Origin of the sequence: Microcoleus sp. Pol11C3 (assembly GCF_036701485.1) — a bacterium.
Taxonomy (GTDB): domain Bacteria; phylum Cyanobacteriota; class Cyanobacteriia; order Cyanobacteriales; family Microcoleaceae; genus Microcoleus.
The window spans coordinates 39,634-59,700 of the sequence record NZ_JAUBQW010000023.1 but is presented as its reverse complement, the minus strand read 5'-3'; the positions used below and the strand labels follow the sequence as shown (position 1 = coordinate 59,700).

Below are 20,067 nucleotides of genomic sequence, written 5' to 3'. Positions count from 1 at the left end.
AGCCTTATCTTTAGTTGAGTTTGAATATATCGGTCGCTCCTATTCATAGTTTGCGATCGATTATTCAGCAAGCCCTACATAACTGCCTTTTCTAGGGGCAAAAGTAACAGCACTCTACGGTATCAGAACCATCAATCATCAATTAACCGCAGGAATGATTGAAATCGGTTCCCCTGCTGTATCTTTATCGCCAGAATTAAAACAAATTCGCAAACTTCGCGTTCTTCTGCCGGAACCGCAGCCGCATTTTTTGCCTAAATCCTATTTGATTGACTGTTAGCCGAGGTAATCAGCACACATCTGTTTATCCTCTTCTGTGACTTTCGGGTTTGTTCTGAGATAATCGCTAATCCAATTGCAACCTAATGCCATTAGTTTATCGAAATCCCAAGTCCACAGTTTGATGGTTTTGTCACCGCTAGCGGAAGCCAAAGTTTTGCCATCGGGACTAAAGGCGACGCTCCAGACCGAATTGCTATGCCCGGTGAGGGTAGCGATGGCTTTTTGGGTTTGCAGGTTCCACAGTTTGATGGTGTTGTCATTGCTAGCAGAAGCCAAAGTTTTGCCATCGGGACTAAAGACGACGCTATTGACCCAACTACTATGACCGATGAGGGTCGCGATGGGTGTTTGGCTTTGCAGATTCCAAAGTTTGATGGTCTTGTCCTCGCTGGCGGAAACCAAAGTTTTGCCATCGGGACTAAAGGCGATGCCCCAGACCGGACTGCTATGGCCGATAAGGGTCGCGATGGGTGTTTGGCTTTGCAGATTCCAAAGTTTGATGGTCTTGTCCTCGCTTGCTGAAGCCAAAGTCAAGCCATCGGGACTAAAGGCGACGCTTCTGACCGTACTGCTATGGTCGGTGAGGGTAGCGATGGGTTTTTGGGTTTGCAGGTGCCATAGTTTGATGGTCTTGTCATCGCTTGCCGAAGCCAAAGTTTTGCCATCGGGACTAAAGGCAAGGCTATTGACCCAACTGCGATGACCGATGAGGGTAGCGATGGGTGTTTGGCTTTGCAGGTGCCACAGTTTGATAGTCTTGTCATCGCTTGCCGAAGCGAAAGTCAAACCATCGGGACTAAAGGCGACGCTATTGACCCAACTGCTATGGTCAGTGAGAGTAGCGATGGTTTGACTTTGCAGGTGCCACAGTTTGATGGTCTTGTCCTCGCTGACGGAAGCCACAGTTTTGCTATCAGGACTAAAGGCGACGCTTCTGACCGTACTGCGATGGCCGGTGAAGGTAGCGATGGGTTTTTGGCTTTGCAGGTGCCACAGTTTGATGGTCATGTCATCGCTTGCCGAAGCCAAAGTCAAACCATCGGGACGAAAGGCCACGCTATTGACCCAACTGCGATGGCCGGTGAGGGTAGCGATGGGTTTCTGGCTTTCGAGATTCCAAAGTTTGATGGTCTTATCATCGCTGGCGGAAGCCAAAGTTTTGCTATCAGGACTAAAGGCGACGCTTCTGACCGTACTGCGATGGCCGGTGAAGGTAGCGATGGCTTTTTGGCTTTGTAGGTGCCACAGTTTAATGGTCATGTCATCGCTGACGGAAGCCAAAGTTTTGCCATCGGGACTAAAGACCACGCTTCTGACTGAACTGCGATGGCCAGTGAGGGTTGCGATGGGTGTTTGACTTTGCAGGTGCCACAGTTTGATGGTCATGTCCTCGCTGGCAGAAACCAAAGTTTTACCATCGGGACTAAATGCGACGCTATTGACCGAACTGCGATGGCCAATGAGGGTTGCGACGGGTGTTTGACTTTGCAGGTGCCACAGTTTGATGGTCATGTCCTCGCTGGCAGAAGCCAAAGTTTTACCATCGGGACTAAATGCGACGTTATTGACCGAAATGCTATGACCGGTGAGGGTCGCGATGGGTTTTTGGCTTTCCAGATTCCAAATTTTGATGGTCTTATCAGCGCTGGCAGAAGCCAAAGTTTTACCATCGGGACTAAATGCGACGCTATTGACCGAACTGCTATGACCGGTGAGGGTCGCGATGGGTTTTTGGCTTTCCAGATTCCAAAGTTTGATGGTCTTATCAGCGCTGGCAGAAGCCAATATCTTGCCATTTGAACTTATGGCCACACCCCAGACCGAACCGCTATGCTCTTCTAAACTATTACGTTCTTTGACTTGGGAAACGGCTTGTTGCATTGCAGCTATCAATTGCGCTTTGATGTCTTTTGTCGTCTCGGCTGAAGCATCTAGTTGTTTGAATGCTTGCCCTGCCTTTAATGCTTCCAACAGTGCTTGGAATGTCTGTCCTGAACGAAATGATTCATTAGAAAAAGCAGTTTCCTGGATTACATTTGCTAAATTCTGGGCTTGAGTGACTTTATACCTGGCAAATTGCTCTGCTTTAATTAGCGTCTGATTCGCTTCAGTCAAAATTTTATTTGCTTGTCTCTGTGTTTCTAACTCTCGTTCAACTTCCCGCTGTTGTAATTCCCGACTGGCATTTAAAAACTGATAATCCAAATCGCTCAAACTTTTATCTGCTGCCCAAGTTTGAGCATCTTGCAACGCTTGACCCCGCAACAGTCGCGATTCATCTTGGCAACCAGACTCTATCCAAGCTTTAAAACTTTCACTGTAAGGGCGGAGTTCCGCTAATTGTTTTTCCACCCAATCCAGGTTAAAAACCGATTGATAAATTGGGTTATAAACTTTAAGTTTGCCAGACTGCTTAACCACCAACCCAGTTAATCGTAGTTCCATTCGTTCGGGACTATCATCAGTGCCTATCTCATTATTTTGTAAAATTTGCTGATAGAGTCCCAATAACCTACTGGCACGCTGTTCGCTGCGTAAAATGCGATCGCGAATCGTCTTTAAATGCTCGGGTTCATCCTGCCCTTCCCAATTCTCTATCACCTTTTCTCGCACTAAATTTCCTACCCACTCAGCGGGAGTTTGCATAAATGCAGAGTTGGCATGATTGAGCAGCAATCTACAAACTTTTTGAGTTAAAAATGGCTGTCCACCAGTCCAATATAACACCGCTTCTAACAAAGCTTGCGAATTTCCTGCTGGAGTTTCTAACCCGACTGCCAAAGGTTGCGCTTCTGTTAATTGAAACCCCGTTAACTCTATCCCTCGACCAATATTAAACGGAGTACGTCGCTTGTCTTGAATTAAATCTGAGGGAGTTGCCACCCCTAACATCGTAAATGTTAATCGACGATAGTCGGGTTGGTCAGCTCGATTATTATAGCAATCACGAATCACAGCAAAAAAATCTTCTATTTTAAAATTTAAGCTGATTAAACTGTCCGATTCATCGACAAATATTACTATATTTTCTGAAATCTTCTTGAGTAATACTTCTTCAATAAATTTACTAAATCGTTTAACATTCGATAGTAAGCTGTTCTCCTCCCACCATTCATCTAAATCAAAAACCTCATACAAATTTAATCGGCTGATGATGCTATCGATCACGCCTGCATACCACTCTTCTGGTGTAATATCTGAGGTTCCAATTTCTGTGATATCAATACTACTACAGGCAATTCCCTCTGCTTGTAACCGCTGCATTGTCCGCACTCGCAGGGATGATTTTCCCATTTGTCGGGAATTAAGAACATAGCAAAATTCTCCGGCTTTTAAAGCTTGATAAAGTTCTTCATCCGCTTTCCTAGTGACATAAGTTGGGGCGTTTGCAGGCAGGCTACCTCCAACTTGATATTGATAATCTTTCATAGGTCATTGTTACTTCATAGGTGGAAGAGCAGAGAATCAAGGAATCAATTTGTACAGCCGTACAGGTTCAGGAATTCCCTTTAACTCTTGCATACCTAAGTCAATCACATTTAAAGGTGAGTGGGTTTTAACGACTTGATAAACTGTTTCAGAAATACAGATTCCTCCTGGCTCTGCTTTCCCTTCTAAACGAGCAGCTAAATTTACACCAGTCCCCCTAATATCATTATTAAAAAAGAAGATTTCCCCCAAGTGAATACCAATCCGGTGTTGGAGGACATGACTCGGAGGTAAGGTTGTAGCAGCTTGGGCGAAACTTCGTTGTATTTCTAGTGCACAAGCGACTGCTTTTACGGCACTTTCGGGAAAGAAAATTAATAAACCATCGCCCATTTCTTTAAGGACTTTGCCTTGATGTTTAGCGCAGATGCCTCGGATGATGTTGAAATCTCGATTCACTAATTCTAGTGTCAGCTTTTGGTTGGCAACTGATAAGGCGGTGGAATTAACGACATCCGAGAACATAATAGCTGCTAAATTACTCTCTACGGGGAAGCTTGGTGGGTTATTAGGTGGTTGCACAGCAGTCATCTTCGGTTGCGGAGAGGCTAGGCGATGGCTAAAATATTGACGATACAAACCACAGAATGGCATTACAGCATTTCCCTGAAATTTTATCAACCCCATGCTTCGCAATTTAAAAGCGTCTCCGGTGTGAATCTCTACAGGTTTTTCGCTGTTAATCACTTGTCTAATTGTTGCTGCTAGTTCTGCATCTTGTTCCAAGTTAACTAAATGCCGTCGTAAATGATCGTAGTAAGGCCCTTCTTCAGTAGGAGCGACTTTTAGCAAGCTATCTAAGGTAATTCTCCCCCTGGCAATTTGGTAGAGAGCAACTCGCACTAAATAAGGATGACCGCCCACCATTTCCATCAGGTCACCAATCTCTTGATTTGACAAATTTAATCGGTGTCGATTCACTAAATCTGTTACCTGTCTCTGATTGAGTTCAGGTAACTCTATGGGCAATCCCACGTTAAAGGGCGACTGATTAATATTGAGAGGAATATAAACTTCTTGAGAGTGAGAAATGACTAACCTCAGCTTTTTCCAAATTGGCTCATTTTTTCCCCGCTCGTGCCAAGCTCGTAATAATCCAAAGAAGTCGGTGGCTATTTCGGAATGCTGAAAAATGCGATCGACTTCATCTAACCCTAAAACAAGAGGCCGATCGCTGTCAGATAGTAGATAGCGTTGGAAATACTTCGTGCTTTTATTTTTACTGCCGAGAACGCCTTTCCAATATTCTCCTAACCTATCTTCTAAATTTAATTCATTGGTAATCTCACCACAAAACCACTGCAACAACTCATCAATATTGGTGAGAGAACTGCCATCAGCCGATTGAAAGTTTAAATAAGCCGTTTGATATCCCTGTTCCTTGGCGTGGTATAAAATCCGCTGCAATAAAGAAGTTTTGCCCATTTGCCGAGGGGCTTTGATTCGGATTAAAGCTCCGGGTTTTACAATAGTTTGGTAGCAGTCGGATTCAATGGGAAACCGATCAATATATAGGGGTGAATCTAAACTAACAGAACCTTCGGGGTTGTCTAAGTTGAGAAGAGAAACGGGAGGTGCGGCGATCGATCGCGCATTTTCCACCACAGGCGACGACTTCTCAACGATATCGCTAACTGAAGCATCGCCCGATCGCTCTGCTGCATCCAACTCAGAAAAATCCGACTTTTTCTTTAATACCGGAGTCAGCTCTTCGGGAATACCAGCCATGCTGATGCTAACGCAACCCAACTTATAGGCAAATTCGATCGACTCCCCCGCCGCCAAGGTATCGTAAAAACCTACAGCAAATTCTCGTGCGGCCCGATCTCCCACCGCTTGGTTCATGCCGATCACGTATGGAATGTGACGTGCGATCGCCTCAGCTTGCACTTCTGAATAGCAAGCGTTGAGTATTACGCACTCCACGTACTCCTTAAACGCCTCAAACAAAGCTGCCAAAGCTTTGGCATTTACCAGCTTAATTTGTCCCGCCTCATCTTCCAAGGCTAAACCGCCTTCTCCTGCACCATGCCCAGAGAAATGCACAATCTCTGGTTTATAATCTAATATGGCTCGCTGCATTTCTCTGGGTGTCACCGCCCACTGTTGCTCAAGTTGGAACTTGTCGGCTTTTTTAGAGCGTTGCAACCCCTCTGCAATTTCCTTCGCCTCTTCACCTAAGCGCAAGGGAGTGGAGTTTTTCGGGTTGGCGGCCAAAAACAGGATCGCTTTTTTCTTTCTTGGGGGACTACTCATCAATGGAACCTTCACGCTTAGGAGATACAGGAGCTTAACGACACTACCCCAATCAGGGCGAGATATTTCTTGCCTTGACAGTATTTAAGCACAAACATCTTTATTTGTGTTGGTCAGTAAACCGGCACAAAGGAGCGCCCTGAGTCAAGCATAACCAATCGAAAAGGCGATCACTACTTTCAACTAATCTTTTGAGCTACGTATTCAAGAAGTGCGATCGCCTTCCCCTTTTGCAGTCCTATTTCATCAATATCGAGATTCTTTATAGTTTTATTCTCATGCCCGACCCAGGATTTTTTGATGATTATTATTGCCTAAATTAGTACATAAAATTTTCTATACTTTCGCATTTATTTGATCCACGCACTCCGAAAAAAAACGGGTTTTTGATCAACTCTGTGGATATCAACAATGATTTATTTTAGTTTACTTAAAAAATCATTCAATTCCCCTACCAACCATTCTTTCTCAGCTTGTGGCCAAAATAAGCCAAAACAATAGTTACGCGACTTGGTGCGAATCCGGCAAAAAGTAATCGATTTTTTGAGCAAGGGCAGATGAATTCCGCTCAACTTTACCCGCTGGATATCTTGAGGACTGATTTGAATTTGTCTACTCAATAAACAATAAGAAATCAAACACAAGCACCTCAAAGCATAAAATACGATAAATATTATTACAGCTTGGAGTGATACAAATACAAATAGCTGAAATAATTTACCTAGCCAGTCGGCTACAGTGTATTTAAACACGCTAAATGTCGAGTTTAGCGGTACGGCTATGAGACTTAGTATTAAGTGGAAAACTTGAAGGAACAAACTGCAGGGAAGTAAAACTTTACCCGTCAGATTAATGAACTGGAAAAAGCCTTTGAGTTTGCTAGGTAAACGAGCGGGGTATATATTGATGAATAACCACCGTTTAGCGTCAATTAAAGTAATTCGGGATTGGGGCGATCGCTTAAACATTTTTTCGGGATTAATCCCGCTTGGCTGTTCCCCTCGCAGCGCTGATAAAGCATCTTTTGCTGAGTGAAATCGATCTTCAATTGCGGGTTCAACTATCTTCTCTAACCAGTCGGCAAACTCTGTAGAAATAGAAACGCTATTGCGGAATTTTACCTTCAGCTTGTGTCTGGGTAAATCAGATGGAAATTTCTGGGTTAACAAGAAAAGCAGCGTTGTTCCTAATCCATACAAATCTGTTGATAATACAGCTTTTCCTCTGAATTGTTCTGGTGCCATGTAACCGTAGGTTCCGACAACGGTACTGCCTCCAGTAACAGTATGATGGTAAGTGTTTTGAACTGCACCAAAATCAACTAGAAAGACTCGCCCATTTTTTGGGATAATAATATTTTGAGGTTTAATATCTCGGTGGATCGCAGCAGGTAACAGCGATTGCAGATAAGCTAGAATTTCTAGCAATTGATAGGCGATATGACGAACTTGATCTTCATTGGGTTTCCAGCCATTTTCTATCAACTGTGCGAGAGATTTTCCCGGTGCGAGTTGTTGGGCAATATAAAAACAACGATCTTGGGAAGTATCAACTTGAAAGTAGTCAATGTAGCGAGGAATTCCCGGATGATTCAATCCCGATAAAGTTTTTGCTTCTCGTTCAAATAACTCGATTTTCTTCCATTCACTTGTCAGACGCAGGGATAAAGCTTTGAGTGCAACTTTTTGATTGCTGTTTAAATCTACAGCAGCATAGGTGATTCCAACTCCACCCTGTCCTAATTTGCCGAGAATGCGATATCTTTCAGCAATGATTTTTTCCGATTCTTGTAATGTTTCCATATTTTTCTGCTTGGGTTGATTTTGGATAATTAGTAGGTTGCGCCGCGACCTCTGAGTATTTTGGCTGCTACTTCTCGGTCGGGGTTAGAGTTTGTTTCTGCTATCTTTAGCGGCGTCTCGCCCTGGCAGTTGGTAGTGTTAATTTTTGCACCTTTAGCAAGTAGCAATTTTAAGATTTCTACCGTGCCATAATGTGCGGCTTTATGCAGTGGAGTTGTGTCACATATATCTCTGTTATTGACATCTGCACCGTTTTTAATGAGCAGTGCAGCAATATCATTGTGTCCGATCGCTATCGCTCGATCCAATGGAGTTTGACCAGCGTCATTTCTAGCGTTAACCCTTGCACCTTTAGCAATTAGCAGTTCAGCGATATCTTGAGATCCTCGATCGACAGCAAGATGCAGGGGGGTTGTTCTGTCATTATCCTGGATATTAATTTCTGCACCTTTAGCAATCAGCAATTTTAAGATTTCTACACTGCCATAATGTGCGGCTTTGTGCAGTGGAGTTGTGTCAGATCCATCTATGTTATTGACATCTGCACCGTTGTTAATTAGCAGTGCAGCAATATCATTGTGTCCGATCGCGATCGCTTGATACAATGGAGTTTGACCATTCTTATTTCTAGCGTTAACCCTTGCGCCATTAGCAATTAGCAGTTCAGCGATATCTTGAGTTCCTTGAGCAACAGCAAGATGCAGTGGAGTTTCAATCAAGATATCTTTGGCATTAACGAATGCACCTTTGGCAATGAGTTGTTTGGCTACATCCTTAAGTTTGAAACTCACAGCGATATGCAGTAAAGTGCTGCCATATTTGTCTTCACTATTAACATCTGGGTTTTTACTAATCAGCAGCGCCACTGTATCGCGGAGGCTCATTTCTACCGCGATATTCCGTGGAGTTTTTCTGTGATTATCCTGGATATTAATTTCTGCACCAGGCTCTAACGTCGGCAGTTGATTGATATTCTGCATATTCTTGAAGACAGCAATATCTAGAGGAGTCCATCCAGAATTATTTTTAACATTGACTTGCGCCCCATTAGCAATTAAAAAAGATACCATTTCTGGGCGATTATCTTGAACAGCTAGGTATAACGGAGTATTTCCATATTGGTCCCTAGCGTTGATATCCAGCACGAGCAAAGCGGCAACTTCTTTGGTTGCTGCATAGTGCAGTGGAGTTCTTTTTTCATAATCCCTGATAACAACATTTGCACCGTCTTTAATTAGCTGTTGTACCAACTCCTTAAAACCTATTTTTGCTGCGTTATGTAATAAGGCCGTACTCTTGCCATTTCGGGCATTTTCTTCTTTGATGTTAATTTTTGTGCCCGCAGCGAGTAGTATCTTTGCGATTGCCTTTGATTGCGTCGTATGCAGAGGAGTCATACCATGTTTGTTTTTAGCATTGACATTCGCACCTTTAGCAATCAGCAACTTGGCCATTTCAGGCGATCGCGCAAAGAACAGAGGAGTAGTACCCCTAGGAGAGAAATGTAAAAACATTTTCGATTTAAAACTCCAGACAGGAGTCCACCTATCAAAATGAAGGTCACTCTGGGCGTTAATATCTGCACCTTTAGCAATTAGCGTCTGTGCTACTTCTATGCGATCGAATGCAGCAGCAAAGTGTAACGGAGTAAAATCAAGTACATCCCGAGCTTTGATATCTGCACCCTCGGCAATTAACAATTCTGCCACCTCTTTTGAGCCAGCCAAGTGTAGTAAATTCTGGTTATTTACCCTACTATTAGCATTAATACCAAGATCCAGATAATGCCTAACAGTTTTAGTATCTCCCCGTTCAACAGCCTGGACAACTGCATTGGGGGTAAATCCAATCCGGTTGAGGATGGGATATTTAAAGTGATTGAAAACAGCAACAGTAGCAATAGCAGCAATTCCTATTTTGAGGCGCTTTTTCCATTGCGTCGGATTGGATTTAACGTTAACTATTCGAGGATTGCGAAGAGATTCAAGCGCTTCTTTTGCCGATCGAAAGCGGTTTTCTAAATCTGGCGCGATCGTTTTTCCTAACCAATCGGCAAATGCTGAAGAAATCTGAACTTGAGAGCAAAAATCTTTCTCTAGTATATTTGTTGGTAATTCGGCGGGGGAACGGTGGGTTAGTAAATACAACAAGGTCGCTCCTAAACCATATAAATCTGTTGCAGGTACGGCTTGTCCGAGAAATTGTTCTGGAGCCATATAACCATAGGTTCCAACTACGGTACTTCCTCGCATTAAAGTATTGTAATAAGTGTTTTGCACTGCTCCAAAATCTACTAAGCAGACTGCCCAGTCTTTTTCTTTGTGGGAATCGATCGGCGATTTGAATACAATGTTCTCTGGTTTAATATCCCGGTGGATAACAGGTGGTGTCTGTGAATGGAGATAAACCAAAATATTCAAAATTTGTGTAGCAATGCGTTTAATTTCGGACTCACTAGCGTGCCAGCCACTTTCGACTAAACTTGCTAGAGATTGCCCTTCTGCCAGTTCTTGTACTATATAAAAACAACGGTTATCGGGAGTATCGACATAAAAATAATCCAAATAACGCGGAATTCCCGGATGATTCAATTTTGATAAAACATTGGCTTCTCGTTCAAATAGTTCCAGCACTTTCCAGTCGTTCATCTTCTGTAAAGACAAAGCTTTGAGTGCGACTCGCTGGTTTGTTTTGAGGTCAATGGCTTCGTAAGTTGTGCTACTACCGCCTTCTCCGAGTAGATTTTTAATCTGATAGTTTTTGACTAAGTTATGGGGAATTTGTTGAACAATATCCATAGCATTATCCTGGGTTTATGAGTACGAACAAACCTTTTTTATTTGGGTTTTTACAACCCAAGTTTTGAGAAAATATTCAATAAAAATTGAGCGTTTGAGTAAATTTCAAACAATTCAATAGAAAAGTCAATGAATGACTATGTATATTTGCTTAAATTTCAATGACCGTATTCCTACGGATAGCTTACCCAGAATTTTAGAGTGTCATATCACCTTTGGCAAAAATTTGCGGTTGACAGATTTTGCCGTAGTAAGTAGGTAGGCGCAAATAAACTAAGGTATGTAACAGAATGTAAAGGTACCCGAAACCTTGCGATTGCTTTCATAAAAGATCGCTTACGCTAACGTTTCACTGCGTTTCACTCGCTCGGGACATATTTATGTATTTTTCCACTCATCTACTTATCTCGAATCGTAAACAGGGCGATCGCTTTTTTGCAAGCGCATACTTTCTCCCTCTGGGCCCTCTGGGCCCTCTCGGCCCTCTGCGGTAAATAAAAAATTAGTAATTTGGAATACAATTTCGGACTCAACACTCGATCGAACTCCTCTATTTTCGATGCGGATCTAAAATTCACCTAAAGTTCGACGCCCGATCGCAAAACCCTTCCTAAGATAGAAGTTAGGGGTCGATCGGTGTCATAGCCGATCGAGGGGCACACACCAAGCACCTGAAAATCCCCAACTAGCGAGCCGCAAGACAGGGAGGACATCAAAATCATGGTAAACGCGCCGACAGGGGAAGCCCGCCTGGGCCCGATCGAGCAGGTACAATCCTTAGACCGCGATTGCACAACTCTATCCCGTCACGTACTCCAGCAACTTCACAGCTTTTCAACAGATGCTCAGGATCTCAGTGCCCTGATGAATCGCATCGGGCTGGCGGCCAAGCTGATCGCCAGGCGACTTAGCAGGGCCGGATTAATGGCAGATGCCTTGGGGTTTACAGGGGCTACGAACGTGCAGGGAGAATCCGTCAAAAAGATGGATATCTATGCCAATGAAGTCTTTATCTCGGTATTCCAGCAAAGCGGACTTGTCTGCCGCTTGGCTTCCGAGGAAATGGAAAAACCCTACTACATTCCCGAAAATTGTCCCATCGGACGCTACAGTCTGCTCTACGACCCTATAGACGGTTCTTCCAATCTTGACATCAATCTCAATGTCGGCTCAATATTCAGCATCCGCAAGCAAGAGGGGGACGATGCAGACGGTTCTGCTTCCGACTTGCTGCAACATGGACACAAACAAATTGCGGCTGGCTACGTGCTCTACGGCCCTAGTACAATGCTGGTTTATTCGATCGGTCAGGGCGTTCATTCCTTTACCCTCGATCCGAGTTTGGGCGAGTTTATTCTAGCTAACGAAAACATTAAGGTTCCCGATCGGGGCCCGATTTACAGCGTTAATGAAGGCAACTTCTGGCAGTGGGAGGAATCTTTGAGGGACTACATTCGCTACGTACACCGCAGCGCAGGTTACAGCGCCCGTTACGGCGGGGCTTTGGTGGGAGATTTCCACCGCATTTTATTCCAGGGAGGCGTGTTTTTGTACCCCGGAACGGTGAAAAACCCCGAGGGCAAATTGCGCTTGCTCTACGAATCGGCTCCTTTGGCGTTTTTGATGGAGCAAGCCGGCGGGCGGGCAAGTACAGGTATTCAAGACATCTTGGATGTAGTGCCGACCAAGCTGCACGAGCGATCGCCCTTGATTATCGGCAGTAAAGAAAATGTAGCGATGGTCGAGTCTTTTATTCAAGATCGAGCGCGCAATCCTAGAACAGTCCAAGAGTGAAGGAAGAGCGAAGTTGGGCAACGGATTATGTAACGGATGTAATGGATGTCAGGAAGAAGGAAGAGGGTTTTAACTTATAACTTTCGACTCCCAATTACCAATTCCTCATTGCCAATTTTCAATTACCAATTTTCAATTTTCAATTCCCAATTTCCAAGTCCAAATTATCAACTATCAAATTGTAGGAGTTACAGTAATGACAGCAACACCAACGAATCACCTGTTAGAAATCAAAGAAATTGGCCAAAGTATCTGGATGGACAATTTGACTCGCGATCTGATCGAGTCCGGCGATCTCAAACAGATGATTGAAAGTAGGGGACTGCGCGGGATTACATCTAATCCAGCTATTTTTGAGAAAGCGATCGCGGGTAATGTTATTTACGACGCGGATATTGAAGCGGGCATCAGGGCGGGTAAATCTGTGATGGAGATTTATGAATCTCTGGTATTTGAAGATATCCGCAACGCTTGCGACATCTTCGCCCCGGTTTACGCAGAGTCGAAGGGTTTGGACGGCTACATTAGCATTGAAGTGCCACCGACGATCGCCAACGACACAGAAAGCACGATTAGCGAAGCCCTGCGCTATTACAAAGCCCTCGGCAAAGAAAACGTGATGATTAAGATTCCCGGAACCGCTCAAGGTTTGCCTGCAGTCGAGCGAGTCATCAGCGAAGGGATTAACGTTAACGTGACTTTGCTGTTCTCGGTTGACAGCTACGTCGAAACTTTCTGGGCTTACATTCGCGGTTTGGAAGCGCGGGCGGCTAAAGGTTTGGATATTAGCAATATTGCTTCTGTTGCCAGTTTCTTCTTGAGCCGGATCGACATCAATGTCGATGGCAAGATTGACGAGAAACTCAAAAATGTCACAGATATTTCCACAAAAGCCAAACTGGAAGCAGTAAAGGGGAAAGTTGCGATCGCCAATGCGAAGGTAGCTTACCAGAAGTATAAAGAGATCGTAGCGAGCGATCGCTGGCAAGCTTTAGCAGCAAAAGGAGCGAAAGTGCAGCGCTTGCTGTGGGCTTCCACCAGCACCAAAAACCCCAACTACAGCGATGTCATGTACGTCGATGAACTAATCGGCCCCGAAACGGTTAACACTTTGCCGCCGAACACCGTTGAAGCTTGTTTCGATCACTGCGATGTCGCACCCCGGATTGAGAACAATGTTGCAGAAGCTTACACCCTGATCGAAAGTCTCAAAGATCCCGACATCGACATCAACTTGGATCAAGTGATGGCAGAGTTGCTCTTGGACGGGATTGAGAAATTCGTCACCCCGTTCCAATCGCTGATGGATTCCTTGCAAGAGAAAGTGCAGAAGTTGTCACCCGTCGCTTAGGCAGATATCTGTATCCTTGAAGGCAGAAGCATTTAGGAGTCGGAATAGATAATTGTTTGGGTTCTTAAATGCTGAGTTTTAAATCCTCTCTAGGATTTTTGAGATTAATGCCTCTCAGAGTTCCTAGAGAGCAAAATCATCTGCCTCCTCTAGCAGTATGAAGAAGCGATTAACTCTCTCACCCAGAAACTAGCAGAAATGACCGCAAACTATCATGGTATTTTGGCACGGTTAACAGCACTAGAACAAGGAAAATAAATAATGGTAACGCTACTTGAAAATCCACTGCGGGTCGGTTTGCGAAAAGAACGGGTGCCGGAACCACAAATTCTGGTAATTTTCGGAGCTTCAGGGGATCTCACCCAGCGCAAACTGGTACCAGCAATTTATCAGATGAAGCGCGATCGACGCTTGCCACCGGAAACTACCGTCGTGGGAGTAGCCCGCCGCCCTTGGAGTCACGATTACTTCCGCGAGCAAATGCGCGAAGGCATTGAAGAATTTGGTGGCGGCATTGGCAATGAAGAATTTTGGCAAGAATTCGCTAAAGGTTTGTACTACTGTCCGGGCGACATAGACAACCCCGAAAGCTATCAAAAACTCAAAGCTTTCTTAGCGGAACTTGACGAAGAAAGGAGAACTCGCGGCAATCACATATTTTATCTCTCAGTTTCCCCGAACTTTTTCCCAGAAGCAATTAGGCAACTGGGCGCTGCTCAAATGCTGGTTGACCCAGTAAAACACCGCTTGGTAATTGAAAAACCCTTCGGCCGCGACTTGAGTTCGGCAAAAGCTCTCAACCGAGTCGTGCAGCAGGTTTGCCAAGAACAGCAAGTTTACCGGATCGACCACTATTTGGGTAAAGAAACTGTTCAGAATTTAATGGTGTTCCGGTTTGCTAACGCGATTTTTGAACCGCTGTGGAATCGGCAATTTGTCGATCACGTACAAATTACAGTTGCAGAAACAGTAGGCGTAGAAGACCGGGCCGGTTACTACGAATCCTCTGGGGCGTTGCGGGATATGCTGCAAAACCACTTGATGCAGATTTTCTGTCTGACGGCGATGGAACCGCCGAACTCCCTCGACGCTGACAGCATCCGCACCGAAAAGATGAAAGTTCTGCAAGCAACTCGCTTGGCAGATTTGAATAACTTGGAGTTCTCAGCGATTCGCGGTCAATATTCCGCAGGTTGGATGAAGGGCAAACCGGTGCCAGGATATCACGAAGAACCGGGCGTTGCTCCCAACTCGACAACGCCGACTTTTGTGGCGATGAAGTTTATGATTGACAACTGGCGCTGGCAGGGAGTGCCTTTCTACCTGCGAACCGGCAAGCGGTTGCCGAAAAAAGTTAGCGAAATTGCCATTCAGTTCCGCGAAGTGCCGCTGTTAATTTTTCAGTCTGCGGCCCAACAAACTACTCCTAACGTTTTGACTATGCGGGTGCATCCCAATGAGGGGATTTCGCTGAGGTTTGAGGCGAAAATGCCGGGGCCGGATTTGCGGACGCGGACGGTGGATATGGATTTCAGTTACGGTTCTTCGTTTGGGGTGACATCTTCGGATGCTTACGATCGCCTGTTAATTGACTGTATGCTGGGCGACCAAACTTTGTTTACCCGTTCTGATGAAGTGGAAGAAGCTTGGCGGGTGGTAACGCCGGCGCTGATGGATTGGGAATCGTCCAACGACCCAGATTTGGTTCCTAAATACGAAGCGGGTACTTGGGAACCGGCGGAAGCAGAACTGCTAATTAACAGAGACGGTCGCAAGTGGCGCAGACTTTAAAAGTCATTAGTCAGCAGTCCTTAGTTTATTGGTCAGGATTAGTCATTATTGATTAGCTAAGAACCCAGGACTAAGAACCAATTACTCATGACTAATAACAAATAACAAAGGAGAAAAGATTTATGACGATGACACCGATGAAAGCTCCACCTCTGGTTTCGCTGCAAAATCCTAAAGATGTGTCGATCGACCAAATAGAGGCCGAATTGAGTCAAATTTGGGAAAGTTACAGAGAATCGGGGTCAAAGGGCGATGTTCCGATCGCTAGTAGGGCAACAACTTTTACTTTTGTAGTCTACGAACCGGAAGAAACTCAGCGGTTATTAGCGGATCTGGGGTTTTACGACGGGCCGGTGGACGGTATTACCGGGCCGATGACGGCATCTAGCATCAGGGTGGCTCAAAAAGCTTACGGGCTGCCGAGAACTGGCAAACCTAATGCTGAATTGCTGGCGACTTTGCGGGAAGAAGTGGCTCGCAAAAATTCAAATGGCGAGGAGATGGGATCGAGTGGTTTGGGTTCGGGGGGTTCGGGCGTGGCTGACGCGATTGTGGCTGCCAATCCCTGCCGGATTATTGCTCTGTGCCCGACGGCGGGGGAAGATACAGGCGTGCAGGCTCAAGTGGCTGCTTATTGTCCGGTTCACAAGCGCACCACCGGCAATCTGATCTGCTGCGAGTACATTACCCTCCGGGGTACGGAAGCTGCTCTGGAACGGGTGAGCGGCATCGTGACGGCGTTGACTATCCCAAATTTGCCGACGCTGCTGTGGTGGAAAGCGAATCCTGATGCCGATCGAGGTTTGTTCCAGCGGCTGGCGACAATTAGCAGTTCTGTGATTGTTGACTCTAGCAGCTTTGCCGAGTGTGAAGCCGAATTGCTGTTGATGCAAAGTCTGATCGAGGAGGGCATTCCGATTGCGGATCTGAATTGGCGCCGGCTGGCCGCGTGGCAGGAGTTGGCTGCTGAGGCTTTTGACGCCCCGGAACGTCGCGCTGCGATTCGGGAAATCGATCGGGTGACGATCGATTACGAACAGGACAATTCTACTCAAGCGCTGATGTATTTGGGCTGGCTGGCGAGTCGGCTTCAGTGGCGTCCGGTTGCTTTCAAACAAGAGGAGGGCGATTACCAAATCAAGCGAATTAAATTCGCGGGGCCCGACGAACGGGTTGTCGAAGCGGAGTTGGCTGCTATTCCTACTGCTGATTCGGGCGATGTCGCGGGCGATTTGATTGCTCTGCGTTTGAATTCTACAAACGAAAAGGCTGACTGCGGTACAGTTCTGTGTTCGGAAGTGGGCGGCTGTATGCGGATGGAAACGAAGGGCGGCGCTCAAACCGATCGGTTTAACCAGGTGAGTCCTCTGTTCGATCAGGTGACGGAACAGTTGCTGGGCCAGCACTTGCAGAGTTGGGGTCGGGATGTGCTTTACGAAGAAAGTTTGGCAGTCACGGCTCAAATGCTGAAGTTAGCTAAGCGGTAAAAAGAAGTTCGGCAACGGATTGTGCAACGGATTGTGCAGCGGATGTAACGGATGGATGGAATCAGGAGAAAGGAGAAAGGAATAAGCAAGACGGATTGAGTTAACATTCAGTGGGGCAGGCAATGTCTGCCCTACTTTTATTCTTCTCTTTTCTTCCTACCCTACCCTTCGGGAACCCCTGCGGGGAACGGGAACGGCTTCGCCGAACGCGCTCTTGGCGTCTTCGCGGTTCGCTAAATAGTTATTATTTGAGCCGTTCGAGAGCAATACTCATAACTTTATCAACTGTCTGTTTTTATGAGGAAAAATTGCATAAATCTTTGATTGATACAGAAACCCCAGATGCAAGGCAGATTAAGAGCGATAAACGCAGATAATTTCCTGATTGGAAAGCAACTTTGGCAATCTTATCTATTATTTATTTTAACTAACTAGAACTATGGCTTTAGTAATTGCTGGCGAACGCAGCGGTGCGGGAAAGACGACTGTGACGATCGCCCTTTTAGCTTATTTAATCCGCCGCGGCTTGAATGTTCAATCTTTTAAGGTTGGTCCCGATTACATTGACCCCATGTTTCATGCTTTTGTTACTGGTCGCCCCTGTCGGAATTTAGACGCGATATTAACCTCTGAATGTTACGTGCAGAAGTGTTTTTCTCGTCATATACAAGATGTCGATTATGCCTTAGTTGAAGGGGTGATGGGACTATTTGATGGAGTGAGTCGAAAAAATCAGAAATCACGAAGCCACGACACGGATTTTGACACGGATACACGGATTAATTATCGAAAAGAAGAAGGCAATTATGATTTTTCCTTTGCTTCTACGGCTCATGTTGCTGATTTGCTGAATTTGCCGATATTGTTTGTGATAGATTGCAGCAGGCTCTCTGGTTCTGTGGCTGCGATCGCCCACGGTTTTCGTTCTTTTAACCCGGACCTTAAATTCGCTGGTTTGGTGCTGAATCGGGTGGCGAGCGATCGACATTTGGAACTGCTTCAAGAGGCTCTCAAACCGCTCAATTTACCTATTTTGGGCGTTTTGCGTAGGGAGGAGGCTGTTACTATTCCCGATCGACATTTGGGGCTGATTCCTGCTGAGGAGTTGCCGAATCTTCATGCTGCGATCGATAAACTGGCTGATTTGGCTGCTGTTAGTTTTGACTGGGAGCAACTTTTGCCTTTGTTGGCTGCAACTCGAAATGGGGGGGGTGAGGGGTCTGAGCAACTTTTGGGTAGGCACAATTTCCCTTCGGGAAATATAACTCAAAAAGATGATGTTGTCAACTCTTTGGGAAAACAATTTGGAGTGAGGATTGCAGTTGCGCGCGATCGGGCTTTTAATTTTTACTATCAGGACAATCTTGATTTGTTGGAAGAGTTGGGTGCCCAGTTGGTATTTTGGAGTCCCCTTGATGACTCGGTTTTTCCTGACAATGTGCAAGGGTTATATTTTGGTGGTGGTTTTCCCGAAGTGTTTGCTCAAAAATTGAGCGGTAATGTTTTAATTCGGGATGCGGTAAGAAGTGCTATTTTTTCGGGAATGCCGACTTATGCGGAGTGCGGCGGTTTGATGTACTTGTGCGATTCTATTGTAGACTTCGATGGCAATTCTTGGCAAGGGGTGGGGGTGTTGGAAACTTCTGCTGCGATGGGAAAGCGTTTGACGCTGGGATACCGAGAAGCTGTGGCGGTGAGGGATAGTTCGGTTTTAACTGCTTTTGATGAGGTTTGGGGACATGAGTTTCATCGATCGCATTTAACTGTGGAACCGAGTAATCCAGTTTATCACAGTTGGAGGTATGGGAAGCGGGGGGAAGTTGAGGCGGTTGCTGAAGGTTGGGGAGTTTGTCAGGTGCACGCTTCTTATTTGCATTTGCATTGGGGTGCTCGGCCTGATATTCCGGCTCGTTTTTTGCAGCAGTGTGCTGATTTTGATTGTAAGGGTGTTTTGGGCGATCGAGAAAGCGAACTAGATTTTTTTATTTAATTAACCGCAGAGGACACAGAGGGCACAGAGAAGAGATGAGAGAGGATTTACTGTATTAGAATGTTCATAACGGATCAAGCTAGGGATGTTGGGCTTTATGAGCGAATCAATTTCGACTAAGCAGTTATCCGCACAATGGGTGACACCGGATAATTTTCGGAGTTACGGTCAAGTTATCTTTGCGGCTGTTGATGGCAAGTCTTTCGATGCTGAGGATGCTCAGTTAAACTTGCAAAATGGTATTCCTAGATTTTACATTATGCGGCTGCACAATAAAGGTCGCAAGTTTGGCAAAATTACACGGCACGTTCAATGTACTCAGTGTTTGGGTTCTTTGGATGGGAAGGATTGGTTGATGGCGGTTGCGCCTCCTGGAGATAGCTATAAACCGAGTTTAGAGGATATTGCTGCTTTTCGGATTCCGGGCAATTGTTTTATTAAGTTAGATGTGGGGACTTGGCACGCTGGGCCTTATTTTGATGCGGATTTTGTTGATTTTTACAATCTGGAGTTGAGCAATACTAATGTGGTTGACCATTTTAGCTTTGATTTGGTGAAAAATCACAATCTGGAGTTTGAGATTGTCTGATGTTGGCGATTTGTAGTTGCGCTTTATTCGGGGTAATTCTCGTTATAGGTTGCTTTTTTGAGTAAGATTTTTTAACCCCAGAGGACGCAGAGGAGGAGAAGGAGGGGATTCGCAAGTGATTGGGGAATTCTTTTGGTTTCACTAGGCTGAATGGTCACTAAAAAGTATAAAGTTTACAAGTGTTAAAATAGGTGCAATTGTCATGCCTGAGCAAAAGTATAGCATTGTTGTGCGCCAATGTCGTTTGTTAGGTGCGGGCGACGATCGCCCAACGGTTGATATTGCTATTGAGGATGACCAAATAGTCGCTGTTTCGCCTCGGCTATCAGAATTTGGCGAACGCGAAATCGACATTCAAGGCAATTTAGTTACTCCTCCTTTTGTGGAGTCGCACATTCATCTCGATTCGGCTTTGACTGCGGGGGAACCGTGATGGAA

12 protein-coding genes are annotated in these 20,067 nt (G+C 45.3%); 7 read left to right on the top strand and 5 right to left on the bottom strand.

Going from position 1 to position 20,067, the window contains the following annotated elements:
• Window positions 1–276: 276 nt before the first annotated feature.
• From QUA40_RS08415 to QUA40_RS08395, 5 genes are all read right to left on the bottom strand, one after another.
• Window positions 277–3,711, bottom strand: a complete 3,435-nt coding sequence (locus QUA40_RS08415; protein ID WP_333123923.1) for an AAA-like domain-containing protein — start codon at window positions 3,709–3,711, stop codon at window positions 277–279.
• 36 nt (window positions 3,712–3,747) lie between these two features.
• Window positions 3,748–6,027 carry an AAA-like domain-containing protein gene (locus QUA40_RS08410; protein ID WP_333123920.1) on the bottom strand — a complete coding sequence of 760 codons (2,280 nt, stop codon included), beginning with the start codon at window positions 6,025–6,027 and terminating at the stop codon, window positions 3,748–3,750.
• Window positions 6,028–6,443: 416 nt separating this feature from the next.
• Window positions 6,444–7,829: a serine/threonine-protein kinase gene (locus tag QUA40_RS08405; RefSeq protein WP_333123918.1), complete on the bottom strand. Its 1,386-nt coding sequence runs from the start codon at window positions 7,827–7,829 to the stop codon at window positions 6,444–6,446.
• Window positions 7,830–7,858: 29 nt separating this feature from the next.
• Window positions 7,859–10,627, bottom strand: coding sequence for an ankyrin repeat domain-containing protein (locus QUA40_RS08400; RefSeq protein WP_333123915.1), 2,769 nt, complete (start codon window positions 10,625–10,627; stop codon window positions 7,859–7,861).
• Window positions 10,628–11,205: 578 nt separating this feature from the next.
• Entirely contained in the window at window positions 11,206–11,340 is a 135-nt protein-coding gene (locus QUA40_RS08395) for a hypothetical protein (RefSeq protein WP_333123912.1), read from the bottom strand.
• 7 nt (window positions 11,341–11,347) lie between these two features.
• Between QUA40_RS08395 and fbp the strand changes: the two genes are divergently transcribed.
• The 7 genes from fbp to QUA40_RS08360 all read left to right on the top strand — a co-directional run bounded on the left by fbp (window position 11,348) and on the right by QUA40_RS08360 (window position 20,062).
• Window positions 11,348–12,421 (top strand): class 1 fructose-bisphosphatase, encoded by a 1,074-nt coding sequence (gene fbp / locus QUA40_RS08390; RefSeq protein ID WP_333123910.1) that lies wholly within the window; start codon window positions 11,348–11,350, stop codon window positions 12,419–12,421.
• Between the two features lie 196 nt (window positions 12,422–12,617).
• Window positions 12,618–13,772 carry a transaldolase gene (gene tal, locus QUA40_RS08385; protein WP_333123908.1) on the top strand — a complete coding sequence of 385 codons (1,155 nt, stop codon included), beginning with the start codon at window positions 12,618–12,620 and terminating at the stop codon, window positions 13,770–13,772.
• 261 nt (window positions 13,773–14,033) lie between these two features.
• Window positions 14,034–15,563 carry a glucose-6-phosphate dehydrogenase gene (gene zwf / locus QUA40_RS08380; protein ID WP_333123905.1) on the top strand — a complete coding sequence of 510 codons (1,530 nt, stop codon included), beginning with the start codon at window positions 14,034–14,036 and terminating at the stop codon, window positions 15,561–15,563.
• Window positions 15,564–15,685: 122 nt separating this feature from the next.
• Window positions 15,686–17,050 (top strand): glucose-6-phosphate dehydrogenase assembly protein OpcA, encoded by a 1,365-nt coding sequence (opcA, locus tag QUA40_RS08375; protein ID WP_333123902.1) that lies wholly within the window; start codon window positions 15,686–15,688, stop codon window positions 17,048–17,050.
• A 439-nt stretch (window positions 17,051–17,489) separates the two neighbouring features.
• The gene (locus tag QUA40_RS08370) at window positions 17,490–19,040 is read left to right on the top strand and encodes a cobyrinate a,c-diamide synthase (RefSeq protein ID WP_333123899.1); all 1,551 of its coding nucleotides are present in this window, start codon (window positions 17,490–17,492) and stop codon (window positions 19,038–19,040) included.
• A gap of 97 nt (window positions 19,041–19,137) precedes the next feature.
• Complete coding sequence (locus QUA40_RS08365; protein WP_333123896.1) at window positions 19,138–19,629, top strand: ureidoglycolate lyase; 492 nt, start codon at window positions 19,138–19,140, stop codon at window positions 19,627–19,629.
• 202 nt (window positions 19,630–19,831) lie between these two features.
• Window positions 19,832–20,062 carry a hypothetical protein gene (locus tag QUA40_RS08360; RefSeq protein ID WP_333123893.1) on the top strand — a complete coding sequence of 77 codons (231 nt, stop codon included), beginning with the start codon at window positions 19,832–19,834 and terminating at the stop codon, window positions 20,060–20,062.
• Window positions 20,063–20,067 lie beyond the last annotated feature (5 nt).